21 protein-coding genes and 3 pseudogenes are annotated in these 24199 nt (G+C 33.3%); 13 read left to right on the plus strand and 11 right to left on the minus strand.

The features are described from left to right. Window positions 1–224 precede the first annotated feature (224 nt). On the minus strand, window positions 225–1733 hold the full coding sequence (locus GQR94_RS16805; protein ID WP_158977261.1) for a sulfatase: 1509 nt from the start codon (window positions 1731–1733) through the stop codon (window positions 225–227). 874 nt (window positions 1734–2607) lie between these two features. Here GQR94_RS16805 and GQR94_RS16810 point away from each other — a divergent pair. The 3 genes from GQR94_RS16810 to GQR94_RS16820 are packed head-to-tail and all read left to right on the plus strand — an operon-like array spanning window position 2608 to window position 5880. Beyond that, entirely contained in the window at window positions 2608–4011 is a 1404-nt protein-coding gene (locus GQR94_RS16810) for a sulfatase-like hydrolase/transferase (protein WP_158977264.1), read from the plus strand. 14 nt (window positions 4012–4025) lie between these two features. Then, entirely contained in the window at window positions 4026–5420 is a 1395-nt protein-coding gene (locus GQR94_RS16815; RefSeq protein ID WP_158977267.1) for a glycoside hydrolase family 28 protein, read from the plus strand. 10 nt (window positions 5421–5430) lie between these two features. Then, complete coding sequence (locus GQR94_RS16820) at window positions 5431–5880, plus strand: hypothetical protein (protein WP_158977270.1); 450 nt, start codon at window positions 5431–5433, stop codon at window positions 5878–5880. Here the strand turns inward: GQR94_RS16820 and GQR94_RS16825 are convergent. Both GQR94_RS16825 and GQR94_RS16830 read right to left on the minus strand, forming a co-directional pair. Continuing rightward, window positions 5834–7001 (minus strand): annotated as a pseudogene (locus tag GQR94_RS16825) (IS3 family transposase). The gene GQR94_RS16820 and the pseudogene GQR94_RS16825 sit on opposite strands and share 47 nt — an antisense overlap. 75 nt (window positions 7002–7076) lie before the next feature. After that, window positions 7077–7988, minus strand: a complete 912-nt coding sequence (locus tag GQR94_RS16830; protein WP_158977273.1) for a hypothetical protein — start codon at window positions 7986–7988, stop codon at window positions 7077–7079. 557 nt (window positions 7989–8545) lie between these two features. On the opposite strand from GQR94_RS16830, the gene GQR94_RS16835 reads away from it, so the two are divergent. The 6 genes and pseudogenes from GQR94_RS16835 to mobB all read left to right on the plus strand — a co-directional run bounded on the left by GQR94_RS16835 (window position 8546) and on the right by mobB (window position 12837). Continuing rightward, the gene (locus tag GQR94_RS16835; RefSeq protein WP_158977276.1) at window positions 8546–8851 is read left to right on the plus strand and encodes a hypothetical protein; all 306 of its coding nucleotides are present in this window, start codon (window positions 8546–8548) and stop codon (window positions 8849–8851) included. A 1151-nt stretch (window positions 8852–10002) separates the two neighbouring features. Next, a complete protein-coding gene (locus GQR94_RS16840) occupies window positions 10003–10359 on the plus strand; it encodes a single-stranded DNA-binding protein (RefSeq protein ID WP_158977278.1) in 357 nt (118 codons plus the stop codon). Window positions 10360–10434: 75 nt separating this feature from the next. After that, the gene (locus GQR94_RS16845; protein WP_158977281.1) at window positions 10435–10815 is read left to right on the plus strand and encodes a DUF6876 family protein; all 381 of its coding nucleotides are present in this window, start codon (window positions 10435–10437) and stop codon (window positions 10813–10815) included. A gap of 9 nt (window positions 10816–10824) precedes the next feature. Beyond that, on the plus strand, window positions 10825–11022 hold the full coding sequence (locus GQR94_RS16850) for a hypothetical protein (protein WP_158977284.1): 198 nt from the start codon (window positions 10825–10827) through the stop codon (window positions 11020–11022). 389 nt (window positions 11023–11411) lie between these two features. Further along, window positions 11412–11804, plus strand: a complete 393-nt coding sequence (locus tag GQR94_RS16855) for a BfmA/BtgA family mobilization protein (protein ID WP_158977287.1) — start codon at window positions 11412–11414, stop codon at window positions 11802–11804. 4 nt (window positions 11805–11808) lie between these two features. Further along, a pseudogene (gene mobB, locus GQR94_RS16860) lies at window positions 11809–12837 on the plus strand (MobB family relaxase). A gap of 429 nt (window positions 12838–13266) precedes the next feature. Here mobB and GQR94_RS16865 read toward each other — a convergent pair. From GQR94_RS16865 to GQR94_RS16875, 3 genes are all read right to left on the minus strand, one after another. After that, entirely contained in the window at window positions 13267–13632 is a 366-nt protein-coding gene (locus GQR94_RS16865) for a hypothetical protein (protein WP_158977290.1), read from the minus strand. A gap of 865 nt (window positions 13633–14497) precedes the next feature. Beyond that, window positions 14498–14707: a helix-turn-helix transcriptional regulator gene (locus GQR94_RS16870; RefSeq protein WP_158977293.1), complete on the minus strand. Its 210-nt coding sequence runs from the start codon at window positions 14705–14707 to the stop codon at window positions 14498–14500. A gap of 3 nt (window positions 14708–14710) precedes the next feature. Further along, window positions 14711–15208 (minus strand): DUF2975 domain-containing protein, encoded by a 498-nt coding sequence (locus GQR94_RS16875; protein WP_158977296.1) that lies wholly within the window; start codon window positions 15206–15208, stop codon window positions 14711–14713. Window positions 15209–15492: 284 nt separating this feature from the next. On the opposite strand from GQR94_RS16875, the gene GQR94_RS16880 reads away from it, so the two are divergent. Together GQR94_RS16880 and GQR94_RS16885 are read left to right on the plus strand one after the other, a co-directional pair. Beyond that, window positions 15493–16791 carry an IS1182 family transposase gene (locus GQR94_RS16880; protein WP_158977299.1) on the plus strand — a complete coding sequence of 433 codons (1299 nt, stop codon included), beginning with the start codon at window positions 15493–15495 and terminating at the stop codon, window positions 16789–16791. After that, window positions 16788–16958 (plus strand): transposase, encoded by a 171-nt coding sequence (locus GQR94_RS16885; RefSeq protein WP_158977302.1) that lies wholly within the window; start codon window positions 16788–16790, stop codon window positions 16956–16958. Before GQR94_RS16880 ends, GQR94_RS16885 begins: the two co-directional genes overlap by 4 nt. 360 nt (window positions 16959–17318) lie before the next feature. On the opposite strand, the gene GQR94_RS16890 is transcribed toward GQR94_RS16885, so the two are convergent. The 5 genes and pseudogenes from GQR94_RS16890 to GQR94_RS16910 all read right to left on the minus strand — a co-directional run bounded on the left by GQR94_RS16890 (window position 17319) and on the right by GQR94_RS16910 (window position 22260). Beyond that, window positions 17319–18107 (minus strand): SDR family oxidoreductase, encoded by a 789-nt coding sequence (locus GQR94_RS16890; protein WP_158977305.1) that lies wholly within the window; start codon window positions 18105–18107, stop codon window positions 17319–17321. Window positions 18108–18349: 242 nt separating this feature from the next. Continuing rightward, window positions 18350–19192 (minus strand): alpha/beta fold hydrolase, encoded by an 843-nt coding sequence (locus GQR94_RS16895; RefSeq protein WP_158977307.1) that lies wholly within the window; start codon window positions 19190–19192, stop codon window positions 18350–18352. 169 nt (window positions 19193–19361) lie between these two features. Continuing rightward, window positions 19362–20561: pseudogene (locus tag GQR94_RS16900) on the minus strand (flavin-containing monooxygenase); the annotation flags it as partial. A 230-nt stretch (window positions 20562–20791) separates the two neighbouring features. Then, window positions 20792–21619: a hypothetical protein gene (locus GQR94_RS16905; RefSeq protein ID WP_158977310.1), complete on the minus strand. Its 828-nt coding sequence runs from the start codon at window positions 21617–21619 to the stop codon at window positions 20792–20794. Window positions 21620–21696: 77 nt separating this feature from the next. Continuing rightward, window positions 21697–22260, minus strand: coding sequence for a Crp/Fnr family transcriptional regulator (locus GQR94_RS16910; protein ID WP_158977312.1), 564 nt, complete (start codon window positions 22258–22260; stop codon window positions 21697–21699). Between the two features lie 280 nt (window positions 22261–22540). Here GQR94_RS16910 and GQR94_RS22485 point away from each other — a divergent pair, with 280 nt between their 5' ends. Beyond that, window positions 22541–23419, plus strand: coding sequence for a transposase (locus GQR94_RS22485; RefSeq protein WP_199271486.1), 879 nt, complete (start codon window positions 22541–22543; stop codon window positions 23417–23419). Further along, on the plus strand, window positions 23407–24003 hold the full coding sequence (locus GQR94_RS22490) for a transposase (RefSeq protein ID WP_233268394.1): 597 nt from the start codon (window positions 23407–23409) through the stop codon (window positions 24001–24003). The genes GQR94_RS22485 and GQR94_RS22490 overlap by 13 nt, the downstream gene beginning before the upstream one ends. The last annotated feature ends 196 nt before the right edge of the window (window positions 24004–24199 follow it).

Genomic DNA, 24199 nt, shown 5'->3' on the forward strand with positions numbered 1-24199 from the left:
TGAAGATGGAAACCTCTAGTCAGAACTATCAAAAAAAAGAATACATTAAGTTCTGTGCATGAATTAAAATTTTTGAATCTATTCTTTTACCTAGAGTACAAAATCTTTGAAACTGAAAATTTATTGATTTAGAGTCGTAATGTCTTGACAAAAACTGTGTCTGTGAAAAATGGATGCTTGTAAATACATAACTTATATATTAGCATGATTAGACACCTCATAGCTTAGTGTTTTTTATGGTATTTCTCAGGTATAGCATTTACTACTCTATCATTTATCCACCAATTCGGACCTTCTGTGAGTACTTCATCATCATATTCTATAAGTGCTTTTTTTAGTCTTTCAAATAACTTTGGTTTATGAGCCGATAAATCAGTTGTTTCCCTTGGATCAATTGCAAGATTGTATAACTCGAAACTTGTTAGATCACCATTAGCTAGTATTTTCCAATCTCCTTCTCTTAATGCTACCTTAAACTCATTACTGTTGTTCCTCCAATAAAGTGGTTTTGTTCTGCAGAATTTCTTGTTCTCAAGAATTGGCAAAATAGAAGTACCATCAAGGGTAATGTGTTTTGGCAAGTCAATTCCTGCAATATCCAAAAAGGTTGGAAATATATCGGAACCAATAATGGGCTCTTCTGCAATTCCTCCTGGCATCAGACCATTTCTCTTAAACCCAGCAGGCCAAGATATAATCCCTGGAACTCGAATACCTCCTTCATGAGTATGTCGTTTTCTTCCTCTTAATCCCCCTGTGTTTCCACGATATCTAGCACTACCAATATTGTCCTTTTTAACGGGGAAACCAAATTCGTTATCTCCTTCCGGTCCGTTGTCACTCGTATACCAGATTAGCGTTTTATCGTAAATCCCTTCTTCTTTCATAACACGTACAATTTCTCCAACTGCTTCATCTATTTGGGTCACATTAGCATAGTAATGCTTAAGGTTAGGATCGTCTATTTCATCATCGTATTTTTCAATAAACTTAGGATCGCTCATTATTGGTCCATGGGGTTCATGAAACCAAAGCGTCATAAAAAAAGGTTGATTGCTATTTTTATACTTACGAATCCACTTCACAACTTCTTTCGCCACAAGTTGAGCGGCATAGCCCTTCATCGGTCCCATTGGTTTTCCATTAAGGAAAAAATTATCCGGATTCTCATGAGAAGGCCTTGCTACATTTCCTGTTGCAAACCAGTAATCGTACCCATAGTCCTCCATACTTGGCTGATTTGGATCAGTACCAAAACCAAAATCGGAGTATGGCTGAGGCCACTTACTCTCCCCCTGCTTTTTCTCTGTATAATTACTTAGGTGCCATTTTCCAAAATGAGTTGTTTGATATCCATTTTTCCTTAACAACTGAGGCAAAGTCACTTCATCCTTTTGCAAATGACAGAAATGATCTGCCGGCACCCATCTGAAAACACCGTTACGAAACGGAGTTCTGCCTGTTAATATAGATGAGCGAGAAGGGGAACAAACTGCAGCAGATGAATAGCATTGTACTAATTTGATGCCTTCCCTAGCCAATTGATTGATGTTGGGGGTTTTTATATATTCATGTCCAAAAGAACCAAGGTCACCCCAACCCTGATCATCTGTAAGAATTTGGATAAAATTGGGTTTTCTCTCATTTTTAGAAAGTTTGCCACTAGGACTACTTTGACCATAGGTGGTGGTAAACAAACCACAAAACACAATGGCTAATACAAGTCTTTTCATAATCATAATAAAATCTAGTTGTTAACAAAAACTCTTCACATCTTCCAAGATAATCATCTCTCTTTTGTCGGTAGATTGTGTTATCATTTTTAAATTCAATATTTTTAGCATAGAGGATGTATGCTCCCTATGCCAGTAGAACTCCGAAGAAAAACTGTTATGGATAGCGTGCAATATCTTCCAGCACTTCTATTTCCGAGTCCTTTGCAGTTCCTTCTACTGGGTAAGAAATCTCAACGTTTTCCAGTTTCACCGTTTCTATATAATGATTAGGTATCCCAGGTATCATGTTTGGTCCCGTTACCGCTTTGGCTATTTGTTGATCCCCATTGTCAAAATTAGTCCTAGTTAATTTTTAGATATATTCTTTAGTAAAGATACCTTGGGTACTTAAAAAACAGTTGCTCTAATCAATTAATGCGTTTCTCTATTTTGTAAAAAATATTTTATAAATTCTACCTGATTAAAACTAGATAAACTAAGATTTAACCAATTAGAATTATAAAAGTATTGAGAATTAATTTCTAATAAACACTTCCTTGATCGATAGCAAATCCAATACATCAACCAATACTATGTTTTAATACTATTCTGGTCTTCGGGTAGTTATATTCGCATTTTTAAACTCATCATTTTAATATCATATATCATGGTTTTTTTACTAAAAAGTTAATAAAACACAGAACATCTGGCTTATTCTATTGTTTTATTAATGTATAGCTAGTAAAATCCTTAAAAAAATAAATCTAGATATCACTACTTTAGAGCTGTTTTGTGTTTTTATTTTACAATAATTGATTTGAGAAACAAATAAATCTAAATGAGTAAATGGTTAGTTTATTATTTAAATATTTTCGCTAAAAACCATTTTATTATGAAAGCCATTAAACTTATTACATGTTTATTTTTAACTACTTTACTTTTGCAAAGTTGTAAAACTGATACTAGCGATAAACCTATTGAAAACAAAGAAACCCAACCTAATATTATTTTTATATTTGCCGATGATTGGGGCTATGGTGATTTAGGAATTCACGAAAGCTCATTTTGTAAAACGCCTAATCTGGATAAAATGGCCGCTGAAGGAATTGATTTCCAGGATTTTTCAGTAGTAAACCCAGTATGTTCACCTAGTAGAGTTGGAGTCATGACAGGTCAGTTTCCTGCGAGACATAGTGTGCATGGGCATTTTGCTTCTGTTGAGTCTCATATGAAACGTAATATGCCCGATTGGTTAAGTACAGAAGCACCTTTGTTACCACGAATGCTTAAAAAATCAGGGTATGTAACTGCTCATTATGGAAAGTGGCATTTGTCCAATACGCATGTAGCAGATGCACCATCTCCTTTAGAATATGGGTATGATGAATATGGAGCTTTCAACTTACCAAGTAATTTGCATCAAATGAATGTGGATTCTACATTATATAAAACCATAGATTTTGTAAAGAAAAATAAAGACAAGCCTTTCTTTGTAAATGCATGGATTCATGCAACACACACACCCCATTATCCAAAGAAGGAATATATGGATAAGTTTTCAGATTTAAATGAACAACAGCAAGTGTATGCTGCAGTAGTGGCTGAATATGATAATCGTATTGGGCAATTATTTCAAACATTAAAAGATTTAGGAATAGATGATAACACACTTGTACTTTTTTCTTCTGATAATGGTCCAGAATTTACAGGAACTACAAAAACACAGGGAGATAATTCAACTGGAGGTGGTCTTGGATCATATTATTCAGTTGGAGAAACGGCAGGTCTTAAAGGACAAAAGCGCTCGTTGTTTGCTGGCGGTGTTCGTATTCCTTTTATCGTAAGGTGGCCAGGTTCAGTACCTGCTGGAGTTATTGATAAAACAACACAATTATCCACGGTAGATTTGTTACCTACTTTTTTAGAATTAGCAGGAGGTAAATTACCAGAAGGATATGAATCAGATGGTGTTAGTATTGTAGAGGCTTTAAAAGGTAAAGCTGTTAAACGAGAAAAACCAATTTTTTGGGACTGGAAGTTCTCAAATAATAGACCAGGATTCTGGCCTTCAGCAGGTATTCAAGAAGATAACTGGAAGCTTTTAACAAATTCAAAATTAGGCAAAACTGAATTATATAATATCAATACAGATTGGTCGGAACAAACAGATGTAGCAAATAAATACCCAGAAAAAACTTCAGATTTATTAAATAAAATTAAGGCGTTTGAACACACTTTACCTACAGCTCCTCTAAGTAATACTTTTTCTAAAGAAAGAGAAAATTTAACTAAATAATTAGAAAACTAAGTATGAAAAATCAATTATTAAAAGTTACTGTAATAGCACTATGTTTAATCTGTTTTGGAAGCTGTAAAAATAATAATGAGTACAATATCCTAGATTATGGAGCAATTAATGATACTACAATTGTAAATACAGTAGCAGTTCAAAAAGCTATTGATAAATGTGCTGAGAATGGTGGAAAAGTAATCGTTCCTTCTGGAAAATATGTTATAGGTACAATTAATTTAAAAAGTAATGTTGAATTACATATTCAAAAAGGAGCAGAACTTTTGGGGAGTTTGTCTTTAAAAGACTATTCCACAAAAAATAAAGGTGCTATAGAGGCACCAGCATTTAATAAGAGTTTATTGTATGCGGAGAATGCTCATAACATCAAAATAACAGGACAAGGACTCATTAACGGTAGAGGTACTAAAGATAATTTCCCAGTAAAAGTTGCTGATAGCTTAGGAGAGAGACCCATGTTAATGCGATTTATTAATTGTAATTATATAGAATTTAAAGATGTCTCATTTTTAAATAGTGCTTCTTGGTGTGTTCATATGGTTTCTTGTGAAAATATTACAGTAAAAAAAGTTACAATCGATAGTAGAGTTAACATAAATAACGATGGTTTTGATTTAGATGGATGCACAAATATTTTAATTGAAGATTGTGACATCAAGACTGGAGACGATGCTATCTGCCCAAAAAGCACCACTTCAAAAATCACAGAAAATATGGTTGTTAAAAACTGCAGGGTTGAAAGCCATACAGCAGCTTTTAAATGCGGAACATCTTCAAGAGGTGGGTTTAGAAATATTAAAGTTTCTGATTGTGATTTTTCTAATACACGAATGGGAGCTATAAAACTTTTACAAGTTGATGGTGGTATTCTAGAAGATATTACAATAGAAAACATTACTATGAATAATATAGAGGGGCCTCTTTTTATTAGGCTTGGAAATAGAGGTAGAATTTATGATAAGCCAACAGAGCAAATTTATAATTTGAAAGATGGAGGAAGTGAAGGAGCTCCAACGGGTTCCATAAAAAATATTACCATCCGAAATATAAAAGCTACAGTGGTTAGCACTATTCAAAAACGTTGTGGCATTATGATTACTGGTATTCCAGGTCATTATGTGGAAAATGTTTTGTTAGAAAACATTACGATTTCTTATCCAGGAGGGGGAACTGAAGAGGATCTAAAAAGAAGTGTCCCTGAAGATATTGCGAGATATCCAGAGCAATTTTTCTTTGGAGTATTGCCTTCTTGGGGAGCATATATTCGTCATGCAAAAAACATTGAATTTAAAAATGTAATTATGACTACGCGTAATAGTGATGCTAGAGAAAAAATTGCGCTAGTTGATGTTGTAGGTTTTACTAATATCGCATCTTCAAATATTATCAATTAAATAAGTAAAGATGATTTTTAAAAATATCATTGTCGCATTATTATTTATAATGCCATGTATTTTAATTTCCCAAAATCAAGAAAATGATACTTTTATTACTCTAAATGAAGCTAGAAATGTACCTCAGAATTTCCATGAGCTGTGGAGTCACTATGATGCAAGAAAAGAACCTTTAGATACAGATATTCTTAAAGAGTGGGAAGAAGATGGGGTCATCTTTAAAGTTCTAAGATATAGAGTTGGAGTTTTTAAAGGCAAAAAAGCTATGGTGGCCGCTATTTATGGCTATCCAAAAAACGCGAGTAACCTACCTGGTTTAGTGCAAATACATGGCGGAGGACAGTATGCCAATTATAGAGCTGTACTAACAACAATGGACTTGCAACAAAAAGTTGGACAATTAATTGCGAGATTTAAGCTGCTACATTTTGGTTATACATTTCCATTTCAAATTCGTTAATAGTTTTATAACCTAAAGTAGAGTGTATTCTTCTTTTATTGTACCAAATTCTATCCAAGAAAAGATGGATAGTTCTGCCTGAGACCTGTAATTGTATTTGTGCAAATACACCCATTCTGTTTTTAAGCTCTTAAAAAAAGATTCCGCTACGGCATTGTCCCAACAGTTCCCCTTTCTACTCATGCTTTGTATTACTAATTCATTATAGTTTTTGATAATATCAGTAAACAAATAGCTGGCATACTGAGAACCTCTATCGGAATGGAAGATAAGTTCTTCGGTAATTACATTGGATTTTACCGCCATATTCCATGCAGGTATTATAGTGTCCTGAGTTGTTAAATTGGCGCTCATAGACCAACCTATTACTTTTCGAGTATATAAATCAATAATCACTGTTAAATACATCCAACCTTGCTTGGTTTCAATATATGTAATGTCGGACACCCAAACTTGATCTACCCTAGATACTTTAAAGTTTTGATTTAAGATATTGGCAGCAACAGGGTATTTGTGGTTACTATCTGTTGTTGTTCTGAACTTGCGTTTTCTTCTGGCAAATAAGCCATAGGATTTCATAAGTCTTGCCACTCGTGGTCTGGAAACATGGTGTCCGAGTTTTTCCAATGCCTTTTTTATTCGTGGAGCTCCATAACTTTCATTGCTGTCTTTAAAAATAGCTGTAATCAACTCGGATAATTTCTGATTATATAACCAAAGCTTTGAAAACTTAGATTTTAACCAATTATAATAACCACTGGTACTGACTTTTAAAACCTTGCACATTTTCTCAACTGAAAACTTAAATTTATGATGTTTTATGAACCTAAATTTTTCCTGTCGCTCTTGGAGAAAATGCTCACCGCCTTTTTTAATATCTCGTGTTCTTCCGATATATCCTTTAATAGGGCTATTTCTTTTTGTTCATCTGTCAATTTTGGGATTCCTCTACCTGGAAAACTGTTCTTTCCATAAACTTGTGATTCTCGTCTCCAGCGGTGCAATACCGAGTAAGGAATATCCAGTTCCTCACAAACTTGCTTGACATGACCCCGGGCTTAGCTTAATTCTACTGCCTTTTGCTTAAATGATGTACTGTAATTTCTGTGTTGTTTCTTCATGATTCAAAGTTAATTTATGTAACTCTAAATCTCGCAATCGAATGTCTAGTCTAATGTAGTAATTCCAATTTATCATTATGTAAATAGTAGATCATCATCCTCTGGTTTTCTAATATATTTTATTGGGTAGTCAGAATTTCTGTTTTCGTAATTGGTAGTCCTTCGCAATTTTGTACTTTCATTAAATATTCCATTAACATAATAAGCTATAATTTGGTCTCGGTCAATTGTAGTCTCTATTCTTAAAACCGCATTTATATCTATAATCAGTGCATCTAAAATATGTTGAGCTATATATAATCTTTTATTAGAATTTTTGTCAAAATATCTTAAAAGTCCCCCATCTCTTTGTTCCCATAAATTAATATTTTGACACCCCTTCAATATATCAAAATTCAATAGTTCATTAATTTCTTCTAAGTTTGCTTTTTTTATATTTTTCAGGCAAAAAATTGTATTACTATTTTCTAAATTAGAATAATGAGCAGGTGTTTTAAAATATTCAAAATTCTTATTCATCACCCAGCCTTCATAATAACTTGCAACATCTCCATATCCAGTACCAGTTAATGTATGAAATTCTCCATTACCGAACCTTTCAAATGATGTGCATACCGTTTCTTCATTAGCTGATACAATTTCTTTGTTTTTTACTTTTCGAAAATAAAATAATACTTCCTCGTTAAAACTTCTTAAATAATATTTACTAATTCTAGTTTCTTCAATTTTGTAGTCATTAGAACCGCACAATAACTCAAAATCTGAAACCGTTAAAGTAAAAATATATTTCATCAAAAGCTCGCGGTCATTTGTAATAATATAAGAATTGTAATGATCAATGAAATCATCATAACCCATTTGTTCCAATATTTCATCTATCGCTTTCAAGACATCATTTTTGGAAAATATTCTTTCAATATGATAGTTGTTGTAATCGTGTATGTAATATCTGTTTTTTATTATGATGTAGAAAATTTCATCTTTCATTCCGAAACCTATTAATTACCACTAATGGTCTTGTTTCTTTTATTCGTTAAAAATGATATTTATTATATAATTTATTGAGACGATTTTCTTTTTCCCTATGTTTATTTCATAGAAGTCTAAATGTTCGTTTAATATTTTCAATGTAAATTATATTGTTTTAATCTTTTGTTGTGTTTTAAATTAAATATAATTAGCCTATATGTATAACAAAGTAATATCAATTTGTCTTTTCTACTGGTTATTACTACAACAAATGACATATTATATTTCAAAATACAATGTATAAAAAAAAACCATATCAATTAAGAAATGGGTCTAAAATATAACTTATGAAATAATTTTAAAGAATCACTGTATAATAGTTTTCTGAGTTTTTCAACTGAGATTTATCATGAGCCATTACTGCAGAAAACGGGCATAGTATACCACCCACAGCGGATTAAAATGAGCATAGTGCGGCGGGTGAAAGTGAACCACTACAAATAGATATGCGAAAAATAAAACAGATTTTCAAATTTTAGAGTGAAGGAGTCAGCAAGCGTCAAATGAGCCTACAATTGAGGTTATCTCGAAATACCATCACTAAATATATAGATTTTTTTAAGCGGTACCAACTGACTAGCTACGAAGTGTCCGCTATGATACTTGAGGAGTTGAACAGGCTTTTTAAAACGGATAAAAAAGACAAGAGTCAACAACTATTAACCCTGGAAAAGTATTTTCCTTATTTTGTTAAAGAACTGCGTAAAACAGGGGTAACCAAAGAGCTGCTCTGGCAAGAGTACCTCACCAAACATCCAGATGGCTACAAACTTTCCCAGTTTAGGTATTGGTTGAATGGGACGGATGATGAGAAACATTAAAAGCGGATAATTTGAACCAGACCATTTACGGCTTTAAACTAATACAATACAATGAGTTATTGATATTTTAACTATGCTCACTTTTTTTCCGCTGAGGGTGGTATTGTCTTGTCGTTTTTTGCACTATATGCTTACAATATAGCAAATGGTAATTCACAACTAAATATAGTTTTTATTCTTAGTGAAGAATCAAAGCATTTAATAACACTAATTCATAATTCATATAAACTAAAAGTTGTTTCTATTGATCTAAAAGATATATTAAATGATTACTTTAAGAAAAAACAAGTTTCATTACAATTTGTTACCTCTATAATTAACAATTAATTATATACAATAAATTACCTCATTCACCTTCACAAAAATCGCTCCTAGTCCAAGTATGCCTAGTATCAATTCTTTGTTTGCTTCATTTAGTTCTCTTAAAAAAAGTCTTGGACATAATCCTCACTTTTGACTTTTCATTCCGTTGACCCTTCCGCTGGAAAGGAACACTATATTCCAAGTAAAAAGCGTGAATAAAGTCCGCCTGAAATACTAATAAAAGAGAGTGATCCATTTACACAACACGTTCAGCACATTCCCCTGCATTCCGTGAAAAACTTCATTTCGAGAAAAGAGCTTCCTTACAAAAGTCTTGAACACAATCCCAAAGTTTTAGATTTCCACTTCACTTTTTCCTGCCGAAGCAGGCAGGAACGCTTCGTTCCCAATATAAAACTTTGAAATAGCGCCCGCTTAATAGGAACATATATTTGTAATTGTGTTCCACTTCCTATGCATTTGTATTTCACAAAGAATTTAGATCCACATCCCGTGCCAACACCACTATACCTTTTTTTGACGGCAAAATAACAACATTCAGCTTTGAACGACAGCATAACCAGGCTTCGTTCCTCGCACTTTTTATATGTCTAAACAAAGCTGAATATCGAAAGAAATAAGCAACAAAAGAAGGTAACAGCGTCGGCACTATGGGAAGTAAATCTAAAATGAATCTTATGAAATCTTACAAAATCAATAAAAAGGAAGCGGAACAAAAGTTAAAAAAACAAAAAAAGGAAAACGCTCTGGATATAATAAGTAAATCAATTTTAAAACCTTTCTGAAGGGTTCAGATGGGTCAATATTAATCTTTAAATTTTTTAATTATGAGTACTCTAAAAAACAAAGTACAGTTAATTGGCAACGTAGGGAACGAGCCAGAAATCACCAACCTTGATGACGGAAAGAAAGTCGCCAAATTTTCAATCGCTACCAATGAGTTTTATAAAAACTCAAATGGTGAGAAAGAACAGAACACCCAATGGCACAATGTCGTGGCATGGGGTAAGATTGCCGAAATAATAGAAAAATATGTTGGCAAAGGAAAAGAAGTTGCCTTAGAGGGCAAATTGACTTCACGTTCTTATGAAACCAAAGAAGGAGAAAAAAGATATGTTACCGAAGTGGTAGCCAATGAAATTCTGCTTTTGGGGATTAAAGGCGATGATAACGCCAGTGAATAACTAAAATAAAAGAGGGCGTTCCCGTGGAAAGTTGCGCCCTCTTTTTCATTATTAACTTCTAAAAATAAAATCACAATGAAAACACAAGTTAACAAAATAAAAGCGGAACTGCAACATTTTATAGGTTCAGAAACCTTTTATAAAATTCCTTTAATAGGAACTAGATTTACAGATGGGATAAAATATTTGGCAGATACTGCCGAGTGTTTTTGGTTAGTAACCGATGCTTCAGTAATAGCAAAAAGTTTTATGAACAAAAGCTATTTTGTAATAGTCGATTTTAAACGACTTTCTGAAAAAGAAAGAGCAGAAAAGCAATGCGAGGCTTTGATTAATTATAGCGATGGAAATGGCAATATTTTTGAAACTCATAGATATAATGTGACAGATTTTCCATTGGACGAATTGCGATTATTTTTTGTGGATAATACGTTGATGCTTCCTAGTGAATATTGATTTTCTAACGTGGTATATCTCAATTATTCGAACCTTGATAACGAAACCCAAGAACGTTTGGTTTCGGTTTCCAAAAAAGATGTTGAACAGAAATTTGGAAATGATTTGAAACGATACGCCAAAGAGCATCATTTAGAATATGAAACGCTTTTGGAAGAAGAAGCCATTAGAAATCTCTATTCCTACGATTACGTTTTTAATATGTAGAATATAACCGTAAAACCCAGGGCCTTTAATTTTTTAAAGGTCTTTTTTTTATTTCAATATTTTATATTCCGCAACTAAAATAGCAGTTTACTAATGATAGTTTTAAACTTCAAACATAACACTCTTAAAAAATTGAATTTCAATTCCTATTACAGAAAAAGCCATTACATTTTTGGATGTAATGGTATTTTTTTGTCCCACTAAAGTGGGACGAAAAGGAATAGCAAGAGGGTAACACGCTGGCGCGATGTTTCATTTTTTCATATTCTATAACACTAACAAAATCAGTGTTTTATATGGTTTTTCGTTTTAGGTTTTGAATTTTGAAAATTGTTTTTTCAGAAAAACCCTTGTCAGCCCAATTAAAACAATAAATTTTTTCAGAAAAAATGGATAAAGGATATGAAAAAGAGCGATTTGAGATGCTTGGAATTAAAACTTCAATAGCAGATAGATTTCGAAAATTTTGCAAGAAAATGTCTAAGTCACAGTCAATGACATTATTATTAATGATTGAATTTTTTGAAGATAATGGCATATCTCCAAAAGAAAAGATGGGTCCAAATATGCAGACATTAGAAAACAAAATAAATAAACGAATCAATGCTGTAATTGCAATTATAAAAGACATCGAAAAGAACCATGATAAACCCACCACTGCTATGTTGCAATCCTTATTTATGGAATTTGAACCTAAAGAGAAAAAACTTGTTTTAGAGAAGGATGCCAGGGAAAAGAAGGTTCAAATTGTTGAAAAATTAGATCCTAATAATCAATTTTAAAAATATGTATATAACTATAACGGCTCAAAAATTAGGTGGAAATTATTCGCAAAGTTCAGCAGATTTTGTGGATTATTTAGAGAAGGAAAATCAAGGATTGGAACATGAAGATCAAGAGTTTTTTTTCAATCAATACGACAACGACATAGACCCTGAAGAAGTGGTAAAAGAAATTGATGGGAATACTGCAAAACTCAAAAATAAAGAACCAAAATTTTATTCTATAACCATCAGTCCAAGTCAGTTTGAGTTGAGAAAATTACAGAACAATTATGAAGATTTAAAAAAGTACACCCGTGCTATAATGAATGATTATGCTGCGTCATTCAATAGAGAAATTAATGGAAAGCCAGTTACTGTAGACGACATAAAATATTTTGCAAAAATTGAACATCAACGAACTTTTAAAGGTACTGATAAATAAGTAAGAGAAAATCAACCTTTTGCTACTAAAATACTTCAACTAAAAACTGACATTCGTAAAATTGAGCACCAACAGTTAGAGGGGGATATCAAGAAAATGAAATCCCACATTGCCAAACTTGAAGCTGAAGCTCCACATCAACAAAATGGAAAACGGATTGTTCAAGGGATGCTAAAAGATGGTAATCAAAGTCATATTCATATTATTGTGAGTCGAAAAGATGTTTCAAATTCTGTGAGTTTATCCCCAGGATCTATACATAAAGCTTCAGAAGTAGAGATGCACGGAAAAATGGTTAAGCGTGGTTTTGATAGAGATTCGTTCTTTGAAAAAGCAGAAAAAACCTTCGACAAAACGTTTGCATACAAACGAAACTATGCAGAATCTTATAAATCGAAAAAGGATTTCATTAAAAATCCAAAACAGTATTTTACAACATTATTAGGTTTGCCAACAAGTGAAAAAGCAATTGCATTTAAAATGCTTGCAAAATCGGGAGTACCAATAATGAGTATTCCAACAAATCAAGTTCAACTCGCATTAAAAACGATGAAATACTTAAAAAAAGGTGTTGAATTAGCGATTAAATCTGGTTCAATAGGTATATAAAATGGAAATTCAAGGTCTCACATTTACGATAGTATTGTTATTTGTAATGAGCATCATTTTTTATGCGTCATTTAAACTGATTCGATACGCTTTTACAATAAATCTTATTCTAATTATGGTTTGTTTGTGGCTGTTCTTCAAAACAAACCACTTTCTTACGCCATGGTTTTCGCATCTGCTCTTTGTTGGTTGTCCTTTAATGCTTATCAATACCATTTTATATGTTTTTCTTCATAATGAAAATGACATTTTCGACGCTAATAATAAATACCAGGTACAATTCAAAGTAAAACATGGAAGTTTCAAAATTAATAATATTAAGCGAGGGGCATCAATTATTGGTTCTGCTGGAAGCGGAAAAACAGAGAGTGTAGTTTATAGTTTTCTACAGCATTTCTGTAAGCATCATTTTTCAGGAGTTATTCACGATTATAAAAATTTATGAGTGAAATTTTCTCCATTTTCAATTCGTTCCGTTACTTGTATTTCCAACTTTCCGTCCACAAGAGTTTTTTCAATCGGCGTGATTGTAAATCGGAAACCACTTTTATTGGCTTGATTTACCATAATTCCTGCTCCGAAAACCATAAATTTTTGGTTGTCTATATTTTCCGTTACAAAATTTGCTTTGGTCGGTTTTCCCACAACTAAATATTCCGCATTGTTTTCTAAAACCATTTCTACTTTTTTATCCGCTTTTGAGTAAACAAAATCCGATTGAGTTTTATTTCCGCAACTTGCTAAAGTCAGAGTTATTATTCCAAAAATTATGTAATTCAAAACCTTAATTCTCATTCAATTTCTGCGTTTTTTAAATTAATGGCAACGTTAAGTATAAGAAACGTAGGGTAGGTGATAAGCACTTTCGTTTCGGTTTATTACTTAGCTAAATATAAATATTTTGCTTTTATCTTATCTACTATAAACGCCAAAATTTTATATTTAGCGGACTTTCTTAACATTCACAGACCTTTCGGTTTAGCACAAACGCCCTATGTTTTTTATACATTGTGTGTGCCCAGCATGGGCATCTTTTGATTTACTGAAAGGTAAATAATTAATCTAGAGGGTGCAAGTCCCTTATGGGCAGGTGTAACGCCCTGAACCATTAGTAAGCTGCAAGGTTGCTAGTTGTGAGACTAGGACTGAAGGAAGCAGGACTACAAAACTCGGTACTGACGAACAGGAACCGTATAGGAGGCATAATTATCTGGGTAAGCAACCACATCATTGTAACGCCCTAAAGATTACCAAAATGATAGTTATGTAGATACGGCAGGGATCGAGAGAAAGAAGATGTTCTTACCTGGGGAGATCTCTATAACCACGAGTTGGTATAGTAGAGAAGTCAGCAGAGGTCATAGTACTCACGAGAAACGAGTTGCAGCATATCTGCATAGGTCTCACAAGTGAGGAAGGACTGAAAGTAATCCTTTCTGAAGTGCCAGATGGAGCATTAATTTTCGTTATTGGTTGACCGATTCCCTAGAAAATTTGTAGCCATTTGATAAAGTAAGAAATAGTTTTGATTGGTGTAAAGAGCAATTGGAAAGATGGGTTACTAACCGCCGTATACGAGACCCGTATGTACGGTGGTGTGAGAGGCGCACTCCGTTCCTAATTAGGGGCGGAGCCGTCTACTCGATTAGCCACAGGTTTTTTATTCAGCATCAGAATATTCCATTAAATCGGCAGGCTGACAATCAAGAGCTTTACATATAGATTCTAATGTCGAAAAACGAATAGCCTTAGCCTTTCCTGATTTTAAAATTGAAATATTGGCTGTTGTAATTCCAATTATTTTTGCGAGTTCTTTACTTTTCATTTTTCGTTTGGCTAGCATAACATCAAGGTTTATTATTATAGCCATAAATTAAACTGTTAGTTCATTTTCTTCTTTTATATTTTTTGCCAAATTGAGCGTGTTACTTTGGATGATAAAAAACATTCCAATAATCGTTAAAAAGAGAGGAACTAATAAGTTGGTGTCATAAATTAGTTCAAATTTACCTCCATAGAGTTTATTTAGCCACAGAATAGCATAAAGTGCAAATGAAATAATTCCAGTAAGCAAAAAATGACTCCCTGATTTTTTTAAATTACCAATAATTTTTTCCGAGAAATATTTATTTGATAGTAAGAACCTTGCCATTTTTCTTAAAAAATATAATCCTCTTAGAAATATTACATAAGTGATTAAACTCAAAATTAGAATTGCCCAATAGAACATACTCCAATCTTCAACATTTATATTGACTTGATTGATATTTACAATGCCAAAGGGTATAATAAATACTATTCCAATCAATCCAATAAAGTGAAGGAAATAAAGAATGTCGACTAGCGATTTAAATAAAATGGTGTTTTTCATGTTCGAATAAATTATTATTCAAATATAATAAAATTATTGATAAACAATAATATAATTATGAAAAACGATATTTTTTAACTTGTGGCTAACGTTTATGTATAAGAATAGTTGCGGGTTTGTATGCGAGGATTTTCCGAAGGAAAATCAGACGTTACAAACACGCAAGGACCTTTGATTAAGCTATTAAGCCGCAATTATTTTTATACGGTGTGCCTGTTGCACAAGTTAGCAATTAATTGACATATCGTTAAAGTAAATTATTGATTGATTTCTTAACTTTAAGGATGCAAGGCAAAAAAACATATCAAGAAAAGCTTTTTAATAGTTTTCGCTTAAGCGAACGAGTTCCTCAAGACAATTTTTATCGTTTATTAAAAGGTGTATTAGATTTAAATTTTCTCTATGTTCAAACCAAGAGTTACTATGGCGACAGTGGCCAGAAGAGTATAGATCCGGTAGTGTTTTTCAAGTTGTGTTTAGTTGGTTATTTAGAGAATATTATCAGTGACCGTAAATTAATACAGCATTGTTCTATGCGATTAGATATTCTCTATTTCATTGATTACGATTTAGACGAGGAGCTTCCTTGGCACAGTACGATAAGTAGGACTCGTCAGTTGTTTCCTGAGTCAGTATTTGAAGAAGTTTTCACTAAAGTACTTAGTATGTGTATAGAAAAGGGCATGGTGAGTGGCCATACACAAGCTATTGATTCTGCCCCTATAAAAGCGAATGCAAGTATGGATACTTTGGAGCTTAAAGTACCTGAAGAAGATTTGCAAGCACATTTGCGAAAGGTTCGTGTGTTTAGTTCTATGGACAAAGAAACACCGCATCGTAAAAGCAAAGGCGATAAGTCAGATAGAGGTCAGCGTATCGTTACAGCGAGCAAGAAAGAACTAGGTGCTATCCAAAGCAGAAATAAGAAATGGAGTACAGATCAAGATCAACGACCAGGGTCAGGAAACAAAGGCTCGAAGTATACCAGTAATAAAACCCATTATAGTCCTACTGATCCAGATGCTCGGATTAGTGTAAAGCCTGGCAAGGCTCGGAAGCTAAATTACTTGAGTCAGTTAAGTGTGGATACGGCTAGTCATGTCATCACCGACATTCGGGCGTATCATGCTGATGGAAAAGACAATCAACAATTACCAGATATAGTAGAACGTTTACATAAGCGTTTGTGGCAACAGGGTCTGTTTTGGGAAAATTGTGTTGCGGACACTGGCTACAGTAGTGGCGAGAACTATGCTTATTTAGAGCAGAAAGGACTTAGAAGTTTTATTCCTCCACATGGGACCTATAAAGGTGGTCCGGATGGTTTTATTTATAATAGAGAAGAAGATTATTATCAGTGTCCACAAGGAAAGATTATCCCCTTTACTAAAGCGTTTAATGATTATAGAACAGGAACAAAAAAGAAAGAATATAGGGCACGAAAACATGTTTGTGTTGCTTGCCCAATGCGCAGTAGTTGTCTAGGGAAAAGTGCCCAAGAAAAGAAGTTTAGTGAACGTATTACCGAGAAGAATATGAACGTAATAATGCTAGGGTACACAGTCCACAGGGCAGATACATGAAAGGCAAACGCCAAAGTACAGTTGAACCCGTATTTGGTACTTTAACGCAGTTTATGGGCTTACGGAAAATAAATACGCTAGGCTTAAAACAAGCCAATAAGGTGATGCACCTATCAGCAATAGCCTATAATCTGAAGACCTGCCTGCCGGCAGGCAGGAGTACCTGAAATTCACTCAAAAACACGTAAAAAGTGGAGCAGGAATGGGGTCTTTATTCATTCTTCTAAAAAAGACCTTATATGCTCTAAAAAACTCATGTTTAAGCACCTCAAAAATAACCAGTTACTTAACTAATTGAAAAATGAAACCGCCTTAAAAGGCGGTTATAAAGGCCATTATTTTATAAATTATGGAGTTGTGCAACGGTTACCATTGTTGTGTGTAGTTTTTGTTTATTCTTTTATCAATTTTATATATGCATTCCCAATCAACAATAGCTAAAGATGTAGCAGTATATGTTGGTGCTAATTTAGATATTGATAAAACAGCCAAAGGACTATTTTTTGGTTTAATTTCAAATAATGTGTTTATTTAACAGTACTTCGTAGTACAATCCTATGAAGTAGTTTTGGAAATATTCTCAGATACGTTGCCATCGCTTCTTTACCACCGATATAAGCTTCGAATTTATTTCGCTCTATAGCTCTTATCATTTTTTTACCGAATACCGTCACATCAAATCCATTTTCCGTAGCGTCATCTTGTTGGTTCTGTGCAGATCCATCTTCTGTTAAAGCATTTTGAGCCACATTGGTGTTTATAAATCCAGGGCAAATCATGGTAACACCGATGCCATCTTTTTCATGCTCCATTCGAAGGGCATCAAAAAAGCCGTGTAGTGCGTGTTTAGCTCCACAATAGCCAGAGCGATATGGAGAACTGAATTTCCCCATAAGACTACTTATGATGACAAATTTTCCTTTTTTATTTTCAATGAAATAAGGTAATAATGCTTTAGATATTGCAACGGTGCCCAAGTAATTGACATCTATCAGTTTTTTATAAACTTCAAAATTGGTGTTAGATATCAGTGATCTTTGACTTAATCCAGCATTATTGATTAATATATCAATAGGTCCAAACGCAGCAATTGCCTTGCTGGCTTTATCCTGCATTCCATCATAATCACAAAGGTCTAATGGTAAAAGTTTAATATTTTCTTGATTTTTACAATTTAACTTTACCTGATTCAACTGATCTTCTTTGCGTGAAGAAAGAATCAATTTGCAGTTTCTTTTTTCTAAATTATAGGTTAGTGCCTCACCAATTCCTGATGATGCACCTGTAATCCAAATCGTTTTTCCGTCAATCTTCATTTCGGTCTGTATAAGAAACTTCAGGCAAGAGATTAGTGCCTTGATTTCGGGTTTTTAATTACTAATTACTCTTTTAATATCTTTAAATTTTCCAAAAACTAAAATATTAATACACGTAAAGAATTACTTCAAAAGGTGAGTGAAATAGAAGAAACTTTATTTGGAGTAAAAGATTTAATACTCATTTTTATTAAATTTTATTTGCTGCGTAAAGCTATTCCTACTCCACCGTAATGTGTAAGTTAAGACAACCGTTCTTCCAGTATTTGAACATAATCTTCAAAAGCATCTATTTGTAAAAAATGTCCACTGTTTTCTATTTTAAAAACCTCACTATTTGTAATTGTTTTATTCAAAGTAATTCCAGCTTTATTCCAAGGCTGAAATTTATCTTTCATTGCCCAAACCAAATCAACAGGTAACTGCACTTTTGAAAGAGCTTGCATATTATTCATAGTATGAACATTATCTAAACATGTAAGCATTTTCTGAAATTTCTTTACACTTTTGTCCTTATTAAATTTCCCATCATAAAATATTCTTTTGAAATCATGTTCTGAAATCCCGTTTCTATAAAAAGATTTTGAAATTACTTTACACATTATTTTTGAACTAAGAAAGCCTAATTTTGCTATCCAATAGAACAGACCAAGCTTACTTGCAATAATCATTATTTGCACGCTAGAAACTGGCCAGCTTTTTTCTGTAACGCAATTACTTAAAATAACTTTATCAAATAATTTTTCTTCTTTTGTCATTAAAATCTGAGCAATTCCACCTCCTATGTCATGAGCAACAAGTTTGATGTTAGTGAAGCCTTTTTGTTTAAAAAACAAAATGAGAAGTTCTGAACATTTTGTTAAGTTATAATATTCATCATCTTCAATCTCAGTCTCTCCATAACCTGAAAGATCTGGAGCCAAACAGTAATAACCTTTGGAAGAAAATTTAATCATTGTATCTCTCCATAGTTCAGCTGAGGCAGGTATCCCGTGTATAAAAACTACAACTGGGTTCTGTTCATTTCCACTCTCTAAAACTGAAAGTTTATTCTTTTCTATATGGTATACTTTTCTGTTAATCATTTTAGTCTATATTTTACTAGCTTACTTTTATAAATCAAAATACAATTTTAAGCCTATATGAACAATAAGTTGATATTAGTGAACCAAGTAACTTAACTATAATCCACCTATGGTTTGTCCTATTCGTGATATTCTATCAATTGTTTCAGGAGCTGTCTTTATTAATATATCACACCACTTTCCATAGAGGAGCATCTTTAGGAATCTCTTTTTTTAATTCGTCCATAAAGTCATGATAATCGACCTCAATGGTATGTCGTTTTCTACTTAAAAATCGCTTATTAATATCAGCACTATCTTTAAGAGCCAACTGTTCTATATTATTAGGAATTTTATACCACCCCATAATTTTATTCGCAGCGATTTTTGCTTGTCGATCAGCACATGGCCATATAGCTCCTTGAGGTTGGAATAAGCCAATAAAAAATAAGGAAGGGTGCTTTGTGTGAAACATACGCAAATACAAGGGCACTTCATCTGCTTCGGAATAATCCAAAAAGTCTTTATCAAAGAAAGACGTAACAATTTTATATCCTGTGGCTGCCAATAAAACATCAAACTCTTCTACTTGACCATCGGTGAACCTTACTTGTTTTTCTTCTACTTTTTCAATTCCTTTTTTAGGCGAAATTTTCCCATGCTTTATTTTGTAAAGTACTTCAGAGTTAATCGTAGGATGGGCTTCGAGCAATTTATGCTTTGGTGTTTCAAGACCATAGCTCTTGTAACTTCCGAGTTGTATAGCAATGGAGATCCTTTGTACCAATGGTCGCATAAATTTTGGTATTTTATAAATAATATTAGCAGCAACATCGACGGGTTTACCCATTAAAAACTTGGGAATAATATATTGTGGTGTACGAATACTCATCGCCACATAGTCTGCGACCCTGCTGATTTCACTAGCATAATCGCATCCGCTATTACCTACCCCTACCACAAGGACCCTTTTATCTTTGAAAGGCGAATTATTTTTAAAATCATGCGAATGCAAATATTCTCCCTTAAAATCAGAAGCAAAATCTGGATGTCTCAGTACAGCATGATGACCATTTGCTACGATTAAATAATCGAATATTTCGCTAGAGCTATCTCCCTTTGTGATTTCCCATGTTTCATTCTCCTTTTTAATTACTTTTTTGATTTCTGTATTAAAACGAATATATTTTTCAAGATCAAAATGTCGGGCATAAGATTGGAAATAAGCCAATACCTGTGTATGAGAAGGATAGTCTGGATAGTCTTCCGGCATTGGGAAATCTTCATATTGAGACATCGTCTTGGAACTAATTAAGTGTGTGATTTCACAAATACTGCTATGAGAGACATCACCTGTGAATACCCAATTCCCTCCAATCTGATTTCCTTTTTCAAAACAAACTACATGTTTTACTCCAGCTTATATTAAATTTTTTATAGCAGTAATTCCAGAGCATCCTGCTCCAATTATTGCGACTCTTGTATTATTATCCTGTAGCATATATTCTATTTTATAAAGTTTATATTTAAATAGATATTATTCAATCTAAACAACCGGATTTCATTCGCTAATTTTTAATATTTACAAGCAGTAAAAATTATATTTATAAATAGCCTGTATCATTTTATAGGTAATAGTAATTCACGGTCTAACTGATTAATTTTAAAATCAACAATAGACATCTTATGTAGGAAACCTTTTTTAAGGAGATTCGATTCTACTGGCATAGTGCTGGGTAGAATAATTCCATTATACTCCTTATAATCTTGGTAATGAGCTACACCAGAAACAAATCGGTATTTATCTCTAACCGTATAGGCTATTTTGATAATTCTTTTGCTGATAGCGTCTATCCAAATAACATATTGGTCTAAATCATTTTGAGGTTCAACTGTATTCCATGAAGCTATTATTCCTTCTGCTTTTGCACCATTAATCATTTTGGTGCCTAAGTAATCAATTGCTGTAGCCTCTTGAATTCTACTCGGAAATTCTATGAAATATTGATAGGTAGGAATGTAAAACTTCATATTCTTATTTTCTTCTACTTTAAGATTACCTTTTTCATCTAAACGGTATGTATTCCCTGATTGAATTCCCCAAATTTCACTCTTTTCTTTACCATTCAGGATTTTTAATTGACCATCAAAGGTTTTGGGAATATAATTTAAAGAGAACTCCATTTTTTGTTCTTTAAACCCATGTGTTCTTTCACCTAGGAAGCCATAAAATTCATCCTCAAATATCACATTGTATGTCTCAATATCATTCCACTTTTCAATTTGATGTGCCTTTCCCATTTCTTCAAGAAGATACTTGGCTTTTTCAATATTGTTCGGATACTCATAACCTTGAGGACGTAAATCAGTTAGCTTACAACCAATAAATAATGCAACTAGAATTATTAGGGACAAAATTGATATAATATATTTTAATGGTTTTTTCATGACATCAAATTAACATTTAATTTGACGTAAAAATAAGATCAATTTGGACTTAAAATGATTGACTTTCGTCAATAAAACTATATGCGTTTTCGTATTCTACTTAAAGATTCTGGCGTAATACCTAAATACGAAGCAATCATATACTGCGGAACAGCTTGAAGAATATTTGGGTCTTTAATTAAAAGTTGAAGATAACGCTCTTTAGGAGAGTCTTTTAAAAAACCGTCCAAACGTAAGGCCTTTTTTAAAAAAAGCTGTTCTGACACTATTCTTCCTAGCTTATTAAAATTAACAGATTCCTCATAAAGTTTATACATATAAGTTCTCTTTAATTTCCAAATAGTTCCAGGACTCATCGCTTCAATATTAAAATTAGAAGGGGTATTCGTAAGGTAACTTCGGTAATCTGAAAAATAATCCATGGGAAACCAAAATTCATTTGTTTTTTCATTGCCCTCTTTTGTCGTATAAAAACGAAAAAGACCTGTTTTGATGATGCCAATAAAATCACATTCATCCCCTTCGGATAAAATTAAATCTCCTTTTGCGCATGATATTTCTTGAATACCATTTTTTAAAACATTCCATTCTTCTTCATTTAAAGAAACAATATTATTTATGTGCTTTTTAAGATATTCCAATTTTTTACTTTTATTTTAAAAACCTATAAACTTAGATTTGTAGCATTAAGTTATTGAATGGAGGCAGGAGCAGTGTAATTACACACAACGGTTAGTATATGGTTTGTTGCGTGTTTAAATAGCTAATTTAATTAATAAAAACTAAAAGGTAAATTAGTTCTATTTTTCTTAATTAAACTAAAACTAGCAATAAATTATATACTTTGTGCCTGTTGCACAAGTTAGCAATTAATTGACATATCGTTAAAGTAAATTATTGATTGATTTCTTAACTTTAAGGATGCAAGGCAAAAAAACATATCAAGAAAAGCTTTTTAATAGTTTTCGCTTAAGCGAACGAGTTCCTCAAGACAATTTTTATCGTTTATTAAAAGGTGTATTAGATTTAAATTTTCTCTATGTTCAAACCAAGAGTTACTATGGCGATAGCGGCCAGAAGAGTATAGATCCGGTAGTGTTTTTCAAGTTGTGTTTAGTTGGTTATTTAGAGAATATTATCAGTGACCGTAAATTAATACAGCATTGTTCTATGCGATTAGATATTCTCTATTTCATTGATTACGATTTAGACGAGGAGCTTCCTTGGCACAGTACGATAAGTAGGACTCGTCAGTTGTTTCCTGAGTCAGTATTTGAAGAAGTTTTCACTAAAGTACTTAGTATGTGTATAGAAAAGGGAATGGTGAGTGGTCATACCCAAGCTATTGATTCTGCCCCTATAAAAGCGAATGCAAGTATGGATACTTTGGAGCTTAAAGTACCTGAAGAAGATTTGCAAGCACATTTGCGAAAGGTTCGTGTGTTTAGTTCTATGGACAAAGAAACACCGCATCGTAAAAGCAAAGGCGATAAGTCAGATAGAGGTCAGCGTATCGTTACAGCGAGCAAGAAAGAACTAGGTGCTATCCAAAGCAGAAATAAGAAATGGAGTACAGATCAAGACCAACGACCAGGGTCAGGAAACAAAGGCTCGAAGTATACCAGTAATAAAACCCATTATAGTCCTACTGATCCAGATGCTCGGATTAGTGTAAAGCCTGGCAAGGCTCGGAAGCTAAATTACTTGAGTCAGTTAAGTGTGGATACGGCTAGTCATGTCATCACCGACATTCGGGCGTATCATGCTGATGGAAGGACAATCAACAATTGCCAGATATAGTAGAACGTTTACATAAGCGTTTGTGGCAACAGGGTCTGTTTTGGGAAAATTGTGTTGCGGACACTGGCTACAGTAGTGGCGAGAACTATGCTTATTTAGAGCAAAAAGGACTTAAAAGTTTTATTCCTCCACATGGGACCTATAAAGGTGGACCGGATGGTTTTATTTATAATAGGGAAGAAGATTATTATCAGTGCCCAAGGAAAGATTATCCCTTTACCAAAGCGTTTAATGATTATAGAACGGGAACAAAGAAGAAAGAATATAGGGCACGAAAACATGTTTGTGTTGCTTGCCCAATGCGCAGTAGTTGTCTAGGGAAAAGTGCCCAAGAAAAGAAGTTTAGTGTAACGTATTACCGAGAAGAATATGAACGTAATAATGCTAGGGTACACAGTCCACAGGGCAGATACATGAAAGGCAAACGCCAAAGTACAGTTGAACCCGTATTTGGTACTTTAACGCAGTTTATGGGCTTACGGAAAATAAATACGCTAGGCTTAAAACAAGCCAATAAGGTGATGCACCTATCAGCAATAGCCTATAATCTGAAGACCTGCCTGCCGGCAGGCAGGAGTACCTGAAATTCACTCAAAAACACGTAAAAAGTGGAGCAGGAATGGGGTCTTTGTTCATTCTTCTAAAAAAGACCTTATATGCTGTAAAAAACTCATGTTTAAGCACCTCAAAAATAACCAATTACTTGACTAATTGAAAAATGAAACCGCCTTAAAAGGCGGTTATAAAGGCCATTATTTTATAAATTATGGAGTTGTGCAA

The organism is Cellulophaga sp. L1A9 (genome assembly GCF_009797025.1).
Lineage (GTDB): Bacteria > Bacteroidota > Bacteroidia > Flavobacteriales > Flavobacteriaceae > Cellulophaga.